10 protein-coding genes and 1 pseudogene are annotated in these 15,125 nt (G+C 39.5%); 5 read left to right on the top strand and 6 right to left on the bottom strand.

Translation table 11 applies throughout. The annotated features are described in order from the left end of the window. Positions 1-295: 295 nt before the first annotated feature. The 3 genes and pseudogenes from A2U94_RS21780 to A2U94_RS06805 all read right to left on the bottom strand — a co-directional run. Positions 296-427: pseudogene (locus tag A2U94_RS21780) on the bottom strand (carboxypeptidase); the annotation flags it as partial. Positions 428-785: 358 nt separating this feature from the next. Continuing rightward, positions 786-986 carry a cold-shock protein gene (locus tag A2U94_RS06810; protein WP_025908891.1) on the bottom strand — a complete coding sequence of 67 codons (201 nt, stop codon included), beginning with the start codon at positions 984-986 and terminating at the stop codon, positions 786-788. 181 nt (positions 987-1,167) lie between these two features. Next, positions 1,168-2,238 carry a DUF3900 domain-containing protein gene (locus A2U94_RS06805; RefSeq protein ID WP_025908890.1) on the bottom strand — a complete coding sequence of 357 codons (1,071 nt, stop codon included), beginning with the start codon at positions 2,236-2,238 and terminating at the stop codon, positions 1,168-1,170. Between the two features lie 170 nt (positions 2,239-2,408). On the opposite strand from A2U94_RS06805, the gene A2U94_RS06800 reads away from it, so the two are divergent. Further along, a complete protein-coding gene (locus A2U94_RS06800; RefSeq protein WP_061786198.1) occupies positions 2,409-3,665 on the top strand; it encodes an Nramp family divalent metal transporter in 1,257 nt (418 codons plus the stop codon). A 38-nt stretch (positions 3,666-3,703) separates the two neighbouring features. Here A2U94_RS06800 and gltC read toward each other — a convergent pair whose 3' ends face one another. Next, on the bottom strand, positions 3,704-4,606 hold the full coding sequence (gene gltC / locus A2U94_RS06795; RefSeq protein ID WP_025908888.1) for a glutamate biosynthesis transcriptional regulator GltC: 903 nt from the start codon (positions 4,604-4,606) through the stop codon (positions 3,704-3,706). Positions 4,607-4,743: 137 nt separating this feature from the next. Here gltC and gltB point away from each other — a divergent pair, with 137 nt between their 5' ends. Next, positions 4,744-9,297: a glutamate synthase large subunit gene (gene gltB / locus A2U94_RS06790; protein WP_025908887.1), complete on the top strand. Its 4,554-nt coding sequence runs from the start codon at positions 4,744-4,746 to the stop codon at positions 9,295-9,297. Between the two features lie 16 nt (positions 9,298-9,313). Further along, positions 9,314-10,795, top strand: coding sequence for a glutamate synthase small subunit (gene gltD / locus A2U94_RS06785; protein WP_025908886.1), 1,482 nt, complete (start codon positions 9,314-9,316; stop codon positions 10,793-10,795). Positions 10,796-10,830: 35 nt separating this feature from the next. Here the strand turns inward: gltD and A2U94_RS06780 are convergent, their stop codons facing one another. After that, complete coding sequence (locus A2U94_RS06780; RefSeq protein ID WP_224840366.1) at positions 10,831-11,337, bottom strand: hypothetical protein; 507 nt, start codon at positions 11,335-11,337, stop codon at positions 10,831-10,833. Between the two features lie 48 nt (positions 11,338-11,385). Then, positions 11,386-11,763, bottom strand: a complete 378-nt coding sequence (locus A2U94_RS06775; protein WP_025908884.1) for a hypothetical protein — start codon at positions 11,761-11,763, stop codon at positions 11,386-11,388. Between the two features lie 121 nt (positions 11,764-11,884). Here A2U94_RS06775 and A2U94_RS06770 point away from each other — a divergent pair, with 121 nt between their 5' ends. Both A2U94_RS06770 and aldA read left to right on the top strand, forming a co-directional pair. Beyond that, positions 11,885-13,243, top strand: a complete 1,359-nt coding sequence (locus A2U94_RS06770) for a hypothetical protein (RefSeq protein ID WP_025908883.1) — start codon at positions 11,885-11,887, stop codon at positions 13,241-13,243. A 105-nt stretch (positions 13,244-13,348) separates the two neighbouring features. Continuing rightward, positions 13,349-14,800 carry an aldehyde dehydrogenase gene (gene aldA, locus A2U94_RS06765; protein WP_025908882.1) on the top strand — a complete coding sequence of 484 codons (1,452 nt, stop codon included), beginning with the start codon at positions 13,349-13,351 and terminating at the stop codon, positions 14,798-14,800. Positions 14,801-15,125: the final 325 nt, after the last annotated feature.

Raw genomic sequence — 15,125 nt, 5'->3', positions numbered from 1 at the left:
CTTGGGGAATATTCAATTTAACATTGGCTCAAAAACCAATAGAAAAATCATATCAACAAAAGAAAAGATAGTCAATGTTTTTTGAACATTTCTATTGTTTCATCATGTTTACTTAGAATGGGAGAGTGTTTTGTGCTATATCACACTTAAAAATAGAGCAATGGAAGCAAAAGGTGAGAGGAGAGGTAGGAGCTAAGGCTTTTCATCAATAGTTCAGCAAAGGGAAAAGGGTACAATTGTTATAAATAGAAAAAAAGGAAAGCGCCTATCAGTCGCTTTCCTGTGATAATTTTTATTACTCGTCTTCTCCAGAAGGGCGAGTTGTTTGGGAGGCAAGCGTGTCCCAAAAGCTTGTATCTGCATTTTCTATTGAGCCATCTGAAATAGCTCTTACAGTTGAGTCTAAAGTAGTGATTGTTTGTTTAATGTGCCATTAGTTAAAAAAGGCATGAGCTTAAAATACTGTATTTTGAGAATATTTAAAGTAGAATGTAAACAAATTATTGTAACTGTACAAATAAGTGAAAGTTAAGACGAGGAGAAAGAGGGAGAGGGCGGATATCGCAGTGGATGGTTAGTTACTGATTATCATGAGATGTGTAATAAAAAATTAGGTATTATAAGAATACTATGCTATACTAAGTTTACCATTTTCTTTACCAGTTACTATCTGTGTTTTGATGTTCCCTATTCATTCGTGAGTAGGGTTTTTATTATGTCCAAATTTCAATGTAAATTAAAAACAGACTCTACAAGTAGAGTCTGTACATAGATGTCCGTATTAATTACGCTTTTTGAACGTTAGTAGCTTGAGGTCCACGTTGACCTTGCTCTACTTCAAAAGTTACAGCTTGACCTTCATCTAAAGATTTGAAACCTTCGCTTTGGATTGCTGAGAAATGTACGAATACATCGTCTCCGTTTTCGCGCTCGATGAATCCAAAACCTTTTTCTGCGTTAAACCATTTTACTTTACCTTGTTCCATTGTTGTTGCCTCCTCGTGTGCTTTGCACACATTGTGTTACTATTCTTGCTCAAATCTTCAGACGAAAGTTGTTAACTTGTCAATCCTTACCGAACAAAAATAATTCTTCTTAAGAATAACAGAAACAGTTCAGTATTGCAAGTAAAGTAAAAAATAGATGCGTCCGTTTATTATTTTTGGCTCATTCTTCCCAGCGCTTACTGCTGATTTTCTCAATAATCCCGTGCAAATCCCCAGGCTTATGAAACTCAATTGGAGACGCGCCTTTTTCAAACAAAATCGATTCTGCTTCAATTAACGCCACATAGCGTCCGTTCACTTTCGCTAAGTGAATATTTTCCCCGAAATCCGCTAACAGTCCTTTAATCTCCGTTTCGCCAAGCTTCATTTTAAGCTCGGCATCAGGCGTATGCTCGACGATATGAGCAGCAGCTTCCATAACTTGATGGGTATCCAAACGTTCTTGAAGCTCACGCTTTTCACTTGTTGCCCACAGTTCCATGTCTGATTCAAACTGTTCGAGTTCTACGCTTTCTGCTTCAAACGTTTCGCTGACGTGTTCACGCACCATATCCATCACTTGTGTTTTCATAATCTCGGGCATCGGCTCGTTGTAGTCAATGAATTTCAAGAAGTCTTCAAAGTAACGAGCGTGAGACGCTTGGTGGATGACAAGTTCGCTTTCTTCGACCATGCCTTCTTCAGGCATGTATGGGTATTGAATAGACTTCATGTTCTTGGTTGTAATGGCCATTTCGACATGGCGAATGAGCGTTGATTCATCGGTGATTGAGGCAACTTTGGGCTCAAAATCACATTTTAAAATAAATACAAACGCCTGATCGAAATATTTGCGCGGTACAGCGGATATAACTAAAAAAGCACCGCCTCGTACAGCTGCGGTATCTAAATATGCGTGAATAAACTGTTCGCTATTTTCCTCAAATTCCTCCTTTGCCGTTGCAAAGCGCGTGCGATGAAATAAATTATAGTTAGGATTAGAATCTAATGCGTGCCCAGGTTCCGTGACAAAGTAACCAAGCTTTGTAGGAACTTGTTCAGCTTTTGGATGGCGTTCAACCTTACGTTTAACAATTTTTTTAAACTCACCGTCTAAGAAGTCTTTAATTGAGCTTTCTTCGTATTCTTCTGTATTCAGCGTTTGAAAATGCTTGTAGCGTTTGTCTGCTTGCTCGTCTTTACCATCTACTTGGATGACGTAAAAAGATAAGAAATTAATTTTAAAGTCCATAGATTCACCTTGTTTCATTAAGAGTTCATCATTTCAGTATAGTAGAAAAAAGAAAAAAGCGTCAATGATAAATAAAATATCGAAAGGGTTGAAAAATCTAAACTTTCTAAAATTTACAAAAAATAGTATAATAGATAACGAGAGTCTAGTAAAACAAAGGAGGGAATTGTATGACTGTAGAATTACATACGAATGAAGCACCTACTCGGCTGAGGAGTCGACTTTCAAAAGTAGGTCCGGGATTGATTACGGCTGCAACGGGTGTAGGAGCAGGGGATTTAGTAGCCGCATTGGTAGCGGGGGCGACGCTTGGGATGACGTTCGCATGGGCTATTGTAGTAGGGGCCATTTTAAAGTACTACTTAAATGAAGGCGTAGGAAGATGGCAATTGTCAACTGGACAAACTATTTTAGAAGGCTGGAATTCAATGGGGAAATGGGCTACCAGCTATTTTGGAGTGTATTCAGTCCTTTGGGGGTTTGTATTTGGAGCTGCTGTTTCATCATCATGTGCCTTAGCCATGCATGCGTTATTTCCTCAGCTCCCGCTTTGGGCTTGGGCTATTATTCATGCACTTATTGGTTTTTTATTAGTTTGGAATGGGAGATATGCATTGGTTGAAAAGCTAATGACTGTTTTTGTTGGCATCATGTTTGTTACGGTTGTAGGCACTGCCATATTACTATCTCCAAATTTAACAGCACTTGCTGGAGGCATGGTACCAAAAGTACCTGAAGGATCGCTGATGAACGCTCTAGCTTTAATTGGAGGAGTAGGTGGTTCTATTACAATGGCTTCTTACGGATATTGGATTCGTGAAAAAGGCTGGAACCATCGTTCGTGGATTTCAATTATGCGCCTTGATTCAGCTGTTGCTTATATTGTAACCGCTATCTTTACGCTGTCTCTTCTCGTAGTAGGAGCGGAGTTTTTATTTGGGACAGGCATAACGTTGAGTGGTGAACAAGGTCTTATTCAGTTATCGAGTATGCTAGGCGAGCGCTTTAATGAACCGATGCGCTGGCTGTTTTTAATCGGTTTTTGGGCAGCTTCCTTTACGTCATTGTTAGGGGTATGGAACGGTGTACCATATCTATTTGCTGATTTTGTTCGCATTATGAAAAAAGAGGCGAAAAATCCAGGGGTCGTCGTGGAGAAAACCAAACCATACCGTGCGTATTTAATCTGGTTAACATTTCCTTCCATGCTTTTATTGTTTATTGGAAAGCCTGTTGGCCTTATTATGGCATACGGGGCGCTAGGAGCGTTATTTATGCCATTTTTAGCTCTGTCGCTACTTTGGCTTTTAAATTCAAAGCGAGTAGAAAAACAGTATCGTAATCCGTTATGGAATAACATCATGCTAGCTGTCTGTATTTTATTGTTTATTGTCTTAATGGTAAACGAACTACTTAATATTTTTTAAGCATATATAAAATAGAACAGTATAAATGAAGAGTTTCTTCATTTATACTGTTCTAACATAGCGAAAAAGGATTTAACAAACTCATAAAAAATTTGATCAGAAGGTGCTAAATTTCGGTTTCTTGGAATAATCATTCCGACTGTTCGTTTTACTTCAGGTGTGTGAATAGGAATCTTTGTTGTAAACCTGGGCGTTGTTTCAGAAACGGTGCTTTCAGGTAAAAGTGTAATTCCCATACCTGCAGAGACTAGCCCTTTAATTGCGTCTAAATCTTCACCTTCAGATGAAATATTTGGCATAAACCCAGCTTGCTTACAAGCATCTACGGCAATCTTACGAAGCACAAATCCATTTGGGAATAAAACGAAATCTTCGTTACGTAAATCGCGGAGGCGTAAATTTTCCTGTGTTGCTAAAGGATGACTTGAAGGAACAAGTGCCAGTATCTTTTCTGTAAATAAAATGTGCCCTTCAATATCTTCATCGTCTACTGGTACAGGGCCTAAAAACGCAATATTAATATCCCGCTTCTTAACGGATTCAATTAGAAATTTATAAGACCCTTGTCTTAAATGAAAAGCGACGTTTGGGTGATTCTCTTTAAACGCAGATATAATCGTAGGCAATAGATGACTTGATAGACTGGTAGGAAATCCAATTTTAATCGTTCCTCGCTCAGGATCTAAATATTCATCCACTTGTTCCTTTGCGTAATCAATTGCTTTCATGGCCGTTTCTGTATGTTCTAGAAACAGCTTTCCAATCGACGTTAACTTTACATTTCTTCCTTCTCTTTGAAATAACTCCACGCCCAGTTCATCTTCTAAGTTGGCAATTTGTCGACTGATAGCAGACTGCGCAACATGTAAATGTTCAGCTGCTTCAGATACGTGCTCACGTCTGGCAACTTCCATAAAATAGCGTAATTGTCTAAGTTCCATCGGCTTACTCCTTTTCTATATATCAAAATGAGATTGGTTTCATCTAAATTATATATTGTTTATATTAATTTGAAAACTTAAAATATAAACAAGTGGTCTTAATAAATAGATAAAGAAAACGAACGGGGGAGAAAAATATGACATACAATCAAATGCCGAAAGCTCAAGGTCTCTACCGTCCTGAGTTTGAGCACGATGCATGCGGAATCGGATTATATGCACACTTAAAAGGAGTGGCATCGCACGACATCGTAAAAAAAGGACTAAATATGCTTTGTCAACTCGATCATCGCGGTGGTCAAGGAAGTGATCCGCTAACGGGTGATGGAGCGGGACTAATGGTTCAAATTCCACATGACTTTTTCACAAAAGCATGTACTGATTTTTCATTACCTCAAAAAGGTCGCTACGGTGTAGGTATGATCTTTTTCTCAAATAATGAGCAAGAACAAAAAGAAATTGAAGGGTATATCAATGCTTTAATTGAACAAGAAGGACAAACGCTTGTAGGCTGGAGAACTGTACCAACAAATGTCGGAAAAATCGGAAAAGTAGCAAAGGAAAGCTGTCCGCACGTGCGCCAAGTATTTATTGGTGCAGATGAAAGTATTACAGATGATTTAGCGTTTGAACGCAAACTATATATTATTCGTAAACAAGCTGAATATTGGGCAGCAGAGCGTAAAAATCGCGTTTACTTCTCAAGCTTATCTAGCAGAACGATTGTTTATAAAGGTTTATTAACACCAGAGCAAGTAGATGCATTTTATCTTGACCTACAAGATGAAAACTTTACATCTCCTTTTGCTTTAGTACACTCACGCTTTAGTACAAATACGTTTCCAAGCTGGGAGCGCGCGCATCCAAACCGTTATTTAATTCACAATGGAGAAATTAATACGCTTCGTGGAAATCAAAATTGGATGAAAGCACGTGAGCAGCAGTTCGTATCAGAAGCTTTTGGTTCAGATCTTCATAAAATACTGCCAATTTTAGATAGTGAAGGTAGCGATTCGTCCATTCTAGATAATGCGCTTGAATTCTTTGTGTTAGCAGGTAGAAAGCCAGCGCATGCTGCAATGATGATGATTCCAGAACCTTGGACTGAAAATCCTCATATGTCTGATGAGAAGCGCGCATTTTATGAATACCATAGTGCTCTTATGGAGCCGTGGGATGGACCGACTGCTATTTCATTCACTGATGGAAAACAAATTGGTGCAATTTTAGATAGAAATGGGTTGCGTCCAGCGCGTTATTATGTGACAAAAGATGACTATATTATCCTTTCTTCTGAAGTAGGGGTTATTCCAGTAGAAGAGGACAATGTTCTTTATAAAGAGCGTTTAAGCCCAGGGAAAATGTTGTTAATTGATTTAGAAGAAGGACGCATCATTTCAGATGAAGAAATTAAAGCTGAAATGGCGCAAGCGGAACCGTATCAGCAGTGGTTAGATGAGCAGATGGTAAAGTTAGCTGCTTCAGCTGATGAAAAGCCAGAATCTTTTGATGACTTAGTTGTTCGTCAAAAAGCGTTTGGCTATACGTATGAAGATATTCATAAATATTTACTGCCGGTTGTGAACGAAGGAAAAGATCCGTTAGGTTCAATGGGGAATGATACGCCACTTGCAGTTCTTTCAGATCGTCCTCAGTCCTTATTCAACTATTTTAAACAGTTGTTTGCACAAGTAACGAACCCACCGATTGATGCAATTCGTGAGCAGCTGGTGACGTCAACAATGACGCTGCTAGGTGCAGAGGGCAATTTGCTACACCCAACAAAAGAAAATAGTCGTCGCATCCAGCTAGAAACACCAGTGTTAACGAATGGACAGCTTCAAACATTAAAAGAAGATAGCATTAAAGGTTTCAAGAGTGCTGTTCTTTCAACGGTATTTAAGGATGATTTGAAAGCATCTTTAGAAGATTTATTTAACGATGCAGAAAAAGCAATCGTAGAGGGTGCTAGTATTTTAATCTTAAGTGATCGAGAGATTAATGCAAACCGTGCACCAATGCCAATTTTATTAGTTGCAAGTGCTCTTCACCAGCATTTAATTTGTCGTGGTAGTCGTACAAAAGTCAGCTTAGTTATTGAATCTGGAGAAGTTCGTGAAGTTCATCATTTTGCAGCTTTAATTGGTTATGGAGCAGATGCAATTAATCCTTATTTAGCGTTTGCAACGTATGATTATGAAATTGCAGCTGGCAATTTAAAAACTTCTTATCAAGTAGCGGTAGCGAAATATGTAAAAGCAGTTACCGAAGGCGTTGTAAAAGTAATGTCTAAAATGGGGATTTCTACTGTGCAAAGTTACCGAGGAGCTCAAATTTTTGAAGCAGTTGGAATCGGTGAAGAAGTTATTGCAGCTTACTTTACAGGTACAGCATCTCAGTTAGGAGGAATTGGCTTAGATGTCATTGGAAAAGAAGCGCGCACACGACACGAAGCAGCTTATGCTGAAGCGTACGAACAAACTTTAGAGTCAGGAAGTGACTTCCAATGGCGAAAAACAGGTGAGCATCATGCGTTTAACCCGAAAACGATTCATACCTTACAATGGGCTTGTCGAAAAGGTGACTATGATTTATTTAAGCAGTTTTCAGAAGCTGCAAACGAAGAGCGTATCGGGTTCTTACGTAACCTTTTTGCCTTTAAACAAGAACGCCCAGCTCTTTCAATCGATGAAGTAGAATCTGTGGATTCTATTGTCAAGCGATTTAAATCAGGTGCTATGTCGTTTGGTTCTTTGAGTGAAGAAGCACACGAAGCATTAGCAATTGCGATGAATAAATTAGGTGCTAGAAGCAATAGTGGTGAAGGTGGAGAAAATCCAAGACGTTATGAGCTTGATGAAAACGGTGATAACCGTCGCAGTGCCATTAAACAAATTGCATCAGGGCGATTTGGTGTGAAAAGTCACTATTTAGTGAATGCTGATGAGTTGCAAATTAAAATGGCTCAAGGTGCTAAGCCAGGAGAAGGTGGACAGCTGCCTGGGAACAAAGTATACCCATGGGTTGCAGATGTACGTGGATCTACTCCGGGAGTAGGCTTAATCTCTCCTCCGCCACATCATGATATTTATTCAATTGAAGACTTAGCTCAGCTTATTCATGACTTGAAAAATGCCAACCGTAACGCTCGTATTAGCGTTAAGCTTGTATCAAAAGCAGGTGTTGGGACGATTGCAGCTGGTGTTGCAAAAGGTGTGGCAGATGTAATTGTTATTAGTGGATACGACGGTGGAACAGGTGCGTCACCAAAAACGAGTATTAAACATACGGGCCTACCTTGGGAGCTAGGTTTAGCAGAAGCTCACCAAACGTTAATGTTAAACGGTCTTCGCGAGAAAGTAGTGCTAGAAACAGACGGAAAGCTAATGACAGGAAAAGATGTTGTTATGGCAGCACTTTTAGGTGCAGAAGAGTACGGATTTGCTACGGCTCCGCTAATTGTATTAGGTTGCATCATGATGCGTGCTTGTCATTTAGATACATGTCCTGTTGGCGTAGCAACACAAAATCCAGAGCTTCGTAAAAAGTTCTTAGGTGAGCCAGATCATATCGTAAACTATATGCGCTTTGTTGCACAAGAAGTTCGTGAAATTATGGCAGAGTTAGGATTCAGAACGGTAGAAGAGATGGTTGGACGTACAGATGTGCTGCATGTTAGTGAACGTGCACAGTCACATTGGAAAGCGCAGCATTTAGATTTGACAACACTTTTACATCAGGTAGAGGGTATTCGTACGTTTAAGACGCCGCAAAATCATAAAATTGACCAGTCTCTAGATGTGCAAAAAATCTTACCTGCTGTACAGCAAGCGATTGAAGAGCAATATCAAGTGGATCTTTCGTTAGATATTCACAATACAAACCGAGTGGTAGGTACCGTTGTTGGTAGTGAAATCACCAAGCGTTATGGTGAGAAAGGATTGGCTGAGGATACGATTACGCTTCGCTTCTCAGGTTCAGCTGGTCAAAGTTTTGGAGCATTTATTCCAACTGGTATGACGCTTCATTTAACAGGAGATGCCAACGATTATATCGGTAAAGGCTTGTCAGGTGGAAAGATTACAGTATCTGCGCCAAAGCAATCCACTATCGTTTCAGGTGATAATGTTATTGTTGGAAATGTTGCGTTTATCGGTGCGACAAGTGGTGAAGCGTATGTAAGTGGCAGAGCAGGTGAGCGATTTGCAGTTCGTAACAGCGGTGCGCATGTTGTGGTAGAAGGTATCGGTGATCACGGCTGTGAGTATATGACAGGCGGTCGAGTTGTTGTTCTGGGAACTGTTGGTAAAAACTTCGGTGCAGGTATGTCAGGTGGTATTGCATACGTACTAGCAGATGATAAAGCAGAATTTAAGAAACTATGTAACCAAGAAATGATTGGTTTTGAAGGTTTAGAAGCTCAAGAAGCTGACGAAGTAAAAGCGATGATTGAGCGTCACCTTGAATATACAGATAGCCAAAAAGCAGCGTTTATTTTAGAAAACTGGTCACAAATGAGCAGTAAGTTTGTAAAAGTTATTCCAAATGACTATAAGCGTATGATTACTCGAATTGAAGAACAAAAAGAAGCGGGGCTTTCTGAAGAGGAAGCAATCATGAGCGCGTTTGAAGAAAATGCACAGCAAGAAAAAAAGTCAATTTCAAAACAACAAGAAGCGGTAGCTCAGTAAGAAAGGGGAGAGTAAAATGGGAAAACCAACAGGATTTATGGAAATTAAACGTGAAAAAGGCAAAGAAAGAGATCCTTTAAAACGTTTAAGTGACTGGAACGAATATGCTGCTCCTTTATCTGATGAAGCACTGAGTCGACAAGGAGCACGATGTATGGATTGTGCAACTCCATTTTGTCATATGGGGATGGATATTAACGCTTTTACATCGGGCTGTCCAATTTATAATTTGATTCCAGAATGGAACGATTTAGTATATAGAGGTCAGTGGAAAGAAGCGCTTGATCGTTTAATGAAAACAAATAACTTTCCTGAATTCACAGGGCGCGTTTGTCCAGCGCCTTGTGAGGGGTCTTGTACATTAGCTATTTCAGATCCTGCGGTTTCAATTAAAAATATTGAACGAGCAATTATTGATAAAGGGTTTGAAAACGGTTGGATTACACCACGTATCCCAGAGAAGCGCACAGGTAAAAAGATAGCAATTATCGGTTCAGGGCCAGCAGGTTTAGCGAGTGCAGATCAGTTAAACCAAGCTGGACACTCAGTCACTGTATATGAACGTGCAGATCGTCCTGGCGGTTTGTTAACTTATGGTATTCCGAATATGAAGCTTGATAAAGAGGTAGTCGCAAGAAGAATTCGCTTACTAACGCAAGAAGGTATTGATTTTGTCACAAATACAGAAGTTGGTAAAGATGTGACGCGCGAGGAACTTCAAGAGCAGTACGATGCGGTTATCCTTTGTACAGGTGCTCAAAAGCAGCGTAATTTAGTCATTGAGGGTAGAGAAGCAAAAGGCATTCATTTTGCGATGAACTATTTAACAACGACAACAAAAAGTATGTTAGATTCCAATTTCAAAGACGGTCAGTACATTGATGCTAAAGGTAAAGATGTAATTGTTATTGGAGGAGGGGACACAGGAGCAGACTGTGTAGCAACAGCACTACGTCAGGGGTGTCGTAGCGTCGTTCAATTTGGTAAGCATCCTCAGCTTCCAACAGAACGTACATCTGATAACATGTGGCCAGAGTACCCTCAAGTATTTAACCTTGAATATGCATATGAAGAAGCTCAAGCAAAGTTCGGAGATGATCCGAGAGAGTATTCAATTCAAACAAAAAAAATCGTGGCTGATGAAAATGGCAACTTAAAGGAGCTTCATACAATTCAAATGGAGAAGCTTGTTGATGAAAGCGGTCGTTATACATTTAACGAAATTCCAGGAACAGAAAAAGTTTGGCCAGCTCAGCTTGTCTTTATCGCAATTGGCTTTGAGGGGCCTGAGCAACCTGTGCTTGAGCAGTTAGGTGTTGAAACGAAAAATAACAAAGTGGCTGCAGCGTACGGTAAATATACAACAAATGTTGAAGGGGTATTTGCTGCTGGAGACGCACGTCGTGGTCAGAGCCTGATTGTATGGGCTATTCATGAAGGGCGCGAAGTAGCAAAACAAGTAGATCATTACTTAATGGGAGCTACTGTACTGCCATAACGTTTAAAAAGAGGACTACACTGTAGTCCTCTTTTTTAGCGTGGGTTAGGTGCCCCAGGTCCAGGGTTCTTGCGGAGATGCTCGAAAGCGACGGTTAAAACAGTTGTGGTGATGCGAGCTTGTGAAGCAGGGGACACGCTGTATAACGTCATAAGCTCAAAAATCCACGGCTCTTTTCGTTGAAGCTGTCGGTACGCTTTTTCAACTTTTTGATTAATCGTTCCTGTAAAGCTACTATAGTTATCATCTACAAATCTTACAATTGAACGAAACAAATATTCTGTTAGTTTATCGTCCATGCCTCCACGCTGTGCTTCACGATAGATACTTCGGTATTGCCTTTTTAAGATTTTCATCACGCGGTCTACGTCTTTAGTAGCGCGTATGAATTCAGCTTGATGAGGCAAGTATGCATACTGACTCTCGTCATATCGATATGGTTCTTCGTAAGACGTATTGATTGTTGGTACAGCGTAGGTGTATTGAGGCATTGTATGATAGTTTGGAGTATAGTCTGGGTAGCTCCAATGGTAATAATACATCCATTTCACTCGCTTTCAATTAGTATAAATTAAATGATTGTTTATCAATTAGTAAACGGGATGGTTGGTGTACTGGTGAAGTTTTTCTAAGTAATATCGAGGTGTTTTAAAGTACTTCCATGTACTATAAGCTGAATTTTTTGTTAAAACGTTAATATAAATAGGTGTATCAAGAAAGGTTTCTTTAGCGGGTAAGCTACTATAATAGCAATCAAATATTTTTAGTAAGTCAACTTCAATTGCAGTTTTTAGCGGCGTTATCTCATTGGAAGGAACAGTGAACGAGCCGAGTATAGAAGCACATTGATTTTTGTATGATATAACGTTTTGTTCTTTAATAAGGTCAAACTCAGATACTATCCATGTTTCATACGACTGAGCAGCAGGGTTTATAAAAGTAAGTCTTAGTTCCCAAGCGTTTATCATCTTTATCCCACCTCTATAATCTTTACCTATACTTTTTATGATGGAAGAGGTAAAATTTAACTATAGTGTTTTCACCTAGATAATCATCCATAACATATAAATATGACGGGAGATTGATAGTGTGAATGTCCAAGTATTTGATGGAAAAAATGACAACTGGTTGACAACGAAAAACCCCGCTCAGCTTGCAGCGGCAACCGTTGATGGAAATAGCGGTTTAGCACCTGTTTCCTGGGGGAGCGAACAAGAAAAAACAGGATGGTATCATATGTATCAACCTCAAGGGATTACGGGAGTTCAGGTCAAAGATAGAGTAGAAGATGGGAATATCGTTCTGCGAATTCCTGATAATTGGAATGGAAAGCTAGTGGCTGCTGGTATTCCGGCTACGCGAGGCGAAACGTCAACCGATTTATTGTTTAGTGACTACGTACTAGCTAAAGGATATGCGTTTGTAGCTTCTGATAAAGGAACACCTGGAGAGGAGCAAGAAGGTGATCCGTTTGCAAAAGCAAAAAATGCCCTATCAGTAGAATGTGCCTCTATTGCTAAATGGAATAGGCAATTTCGTGCGACGGTACGCTATGCTCAAGAATACTTATTTACGCACCGTAAGACGGATCAAGTAGCATCTGAGATTCCGACATATGGTCTTGGCATTTCAAATGGTGGCTACGTTATTCGGTATGCGATAGAAAGCGACGGGAAAAACGGTGAGCCTAAGCTTTTTAACGGAGCTGTAGAGTGGGAAGGTGTACTCTGGAGAGCAGAAGAGCCTAACTTGATTACATCTCTTACAACTGTTGTTCAGTCAGCAAAGGCTGCTCTATATGGTGGGAACTTGGCAGCAGTCAATTCTTTATATGAAGCTGGATTACCTAAAGGAACCGAATTTTTGTGGCCTTACCACGATCAATATTATTGGTTTTTAACGCTTAATATTTACCGAGATCATTTTGATTCTCATGCGCCTAAAAGACTGCAGTGGCCTGAATATTTAGCTTTGAATGAGCAAGGTATCCGCGACCGTTCCCGTGATGATATCTTTGAACAGTATAGTTATGCAAAGCGCCCAAAGAAGGTTAAAGAAAAAGTGAAAGAAATTGAAAACACAGGAGACCTTACCGCGCCTTTAATTAGCGTAACGGCAGCATATGATACCCTTATTTTCCCGCGCGTACATGCTTATCCTTATGAACAGCTAGTAAAAAAAACAGGTAAAGCTAAATGGCACCGTCATTACGTAATTGAAAATGGAAATCATATTGATGGGCTTGTTTGGAATGAGCATGTGGATCCCAATCGTAAGCTTCAACCCATGCTTCCATACGTATATCAGGCGTTCGAGCTGCTTATTCAATGGGTAGAGGAAAAGGTCGAACCGCCTGAAAGTCACTTTGTTCACGCACCTACTGAACCTTATAAAATAACGAATTTAAAAACAAAGCAATTTATGAATCCATTAACAACGCAGGGATAGGTTTAATACCTTCCCTGCTTTTTTATGTTTAAAATTCAGAAAGAGTGGAAGATACACAATAAGAACATACTAACTATTTAATGAATAACGGGGAGTGGGCCTGAAATGATGACGCATAAATTGTATATTAACGGACAGTATACAGACTCAACATCGAGTGAATTGATTGAAGTAGTAAACCCTTCTACAGAAGAAGTTATTTCGAAAATTTATAAGGGTACAGAAGAAGATGCAAACAAAGCAATCGATGCGGCATACGAAGCACAAAAAAAGTGGGAGAAGGTTCCTTCTGCAGAGAGAGGGAAAGTGGTTCGAAAGCTTGGAAATCAAATAAAAGAAAAGCGTGAACGTTTTGTGGAGCTGCTTATGGAAGAACAAGGGAAAAGTAAAGATCAAGCTGAAGGAGAAATTGATACTGCTATTGAGTACTTTTACTACATGTCAGAATGGGCTCGTCGCATTGAAGGTGAAATTATTCCAAGTGATCAACGCAATGAAAACATCTTTTTGTACAAACGTCCGATTGGTGTTGTAGCAGGAATAGTGCCGTGGAATTTTCCGATGTTTATTCTAGCGCGAAAAGTAGCGACAGCATTGATTACCGGCTGTAGCATCGTTTTAAAACCAAGTCAACAAACACCAAACACAGCTGCTGAATTTACAAAAATTATTGCACACATGAAAGAGCTCCCCGCAGGAGTTTATAATTTTATTACAGGAACAGGATCTACAATTGGTACAGCGATGGCCAGTAATCCGAAAGTAGGCATTGTCACAATGACTGGAAGTGTTCCGGCGGGTACAAAAGTGATGGAAACAGCAGCGAAAAACATTACCAAAGTCAACCTAGAGCTCGGTGGGAAAGCGCCAGCCATCGTAACAAAGCATGCAAATCTAGACGTTGCGGTTAAAAGCATTAAAACATCTCGTCTTACAAACGCAGGTCAAGCTTGTACAAATGCTGAACGTGTCTATGTTCATGAAGACGTTGCGGAGGAATTTATTAAAAAGATGACGCAGGAAATGTCCAATGTGAAAATTGGAAATCCTTTAACAGATGAAAATGTTGAAATGGGACCGCTTGTTAGTAAAGAGCGCCTTGAAACAGTAGAAAAGATGGTGGAAAATGCAGTAAAGCAAGGTGCGGAAATTCAAGCAGGTGGCAAACGTTTAGAGAAAGAAAAAGGTTATTTTTACGAACCTACCGTTTTATTGAACGTGACGCAGGATATGGAAATCATGCAGGAAGAAGTGTTTGGGCCAGTTCTGCCAATTATGACTTATAACGACCTAGATAAAGCCATAGAGCTTGGGAACGACTCTAAATATGGTCTTTCTTCATCAATCTATACAGATAATATTCATGAGGCAATGAAAGCAGCAAACGAATTAAAGTTTGGTGAGACATTTGTAAATAGAGAAAATTTTGAAGCCATGCAAGGTTATCATGCTGGTATGAGACAATCTGGATTAGGAGGAGCGGATGGTAAGCACGGCGTAGAAGATTTTCTGGTTACGCAAGTAGTTTATATGGAATATAATAAAGATTTTTCATAACCTCTATACAAATTTTATGCTGGGGTATAAATATTTTAGCTAACGAGATATCCGAACTATTAGAAGTTAACGACTTTTGATAGATCGGATATCTTTTTGTTCATTCCGGAAACAAGTTAAAAGGACCATTTGGTTATGTCCCAGCTCTTTTTTTGTGTATGATGAGACCGGATTTCTTGAATTTTCCTGTTAATTTGGTATGATAAAGTACAATGTGAAAATTTTAAAAAAATATGAAACTAGATGAAATATAGTTCGTATTTACGTATATACGAAATACATATATTTATACATGTGTAAGGAGGAGTGAATCTTTAAGCTAGTA

It is taken from the genome of Bacillus sp. VT 712 (genome assembly GCF_001614195.1).
GTDB lineage: Bacteria > Bacillota > Bacilli > Bacillales > Bacillaceae_H > Priestia > Priestia flexa.
This window is presented reverse-complemented; position numbering and strand designations above follow the sequence as displayed.

Excerpts from the sequence above, each read along its gene's own strand:
- A2U94_RS06800 (WP_061786198.1), top strand. The coding sequence starts at position 2,409 with ATGACTGTAGAATTACATACGAATGAAGCACCTACTCGGCTGAGGAGT.
- gltB (WP_025908887.1), top strand. The coding sequence starts at position 4,744 with ATGACATACAATCAAATGCCGAAAGCTCAAGGTCTCTACCGTCCTGAG.
- A2U94_RS06805 (WP_025908890.1), bottom strand. The coding sequence starts at position 2,238 with ATGGACTTTAAAATTAATTTCTTATCTTTTTACGTCATCCAAGTAGAT.
- A2U94_RS06780 (WP_224840366.1), bottom strand. The coding sequence starts at position 11,337 with ATGTATTATTACCATTGGAGCTACCCAGACTATACTCCAAACTATCAT.
- aldA (WP_025908882.1), top strand. The coding sequence starts at position 13,349 with ATGATGACGCATAAATTGTATATTAACGGACAGTATACAGACTCAACA.
- A2U94_RS06775 (WP_025908884.1), bottom strand. The coding sequence starts at position 11,763 with ATGATAAACGCTTGGGAACTAAGACTTACTTTTATAAACCCTGCTGCT.
- gltC (WP_025908888.1), bottom strand. The coding sequence starts at position 4,606 with ATGGAACTTAGACAATTACGCTATTTTATGGAAGTTGCCAGACGTGAG.
- A2U94_RS06810 (WP_025908891.1), bottom strand. The coding sequence starts at position 986 with ATGGAACAAGGTAAAGTAAAATGGTTTAACGCAGAAAAAGGTTTTGGA.
- gltD (WP_025908886.1), top strand. The coding sequence starts at position 9,314 with ATGGGAAAACCAACAGGATTTATGGAAATTAAACGTGAAAAAGGCAAA.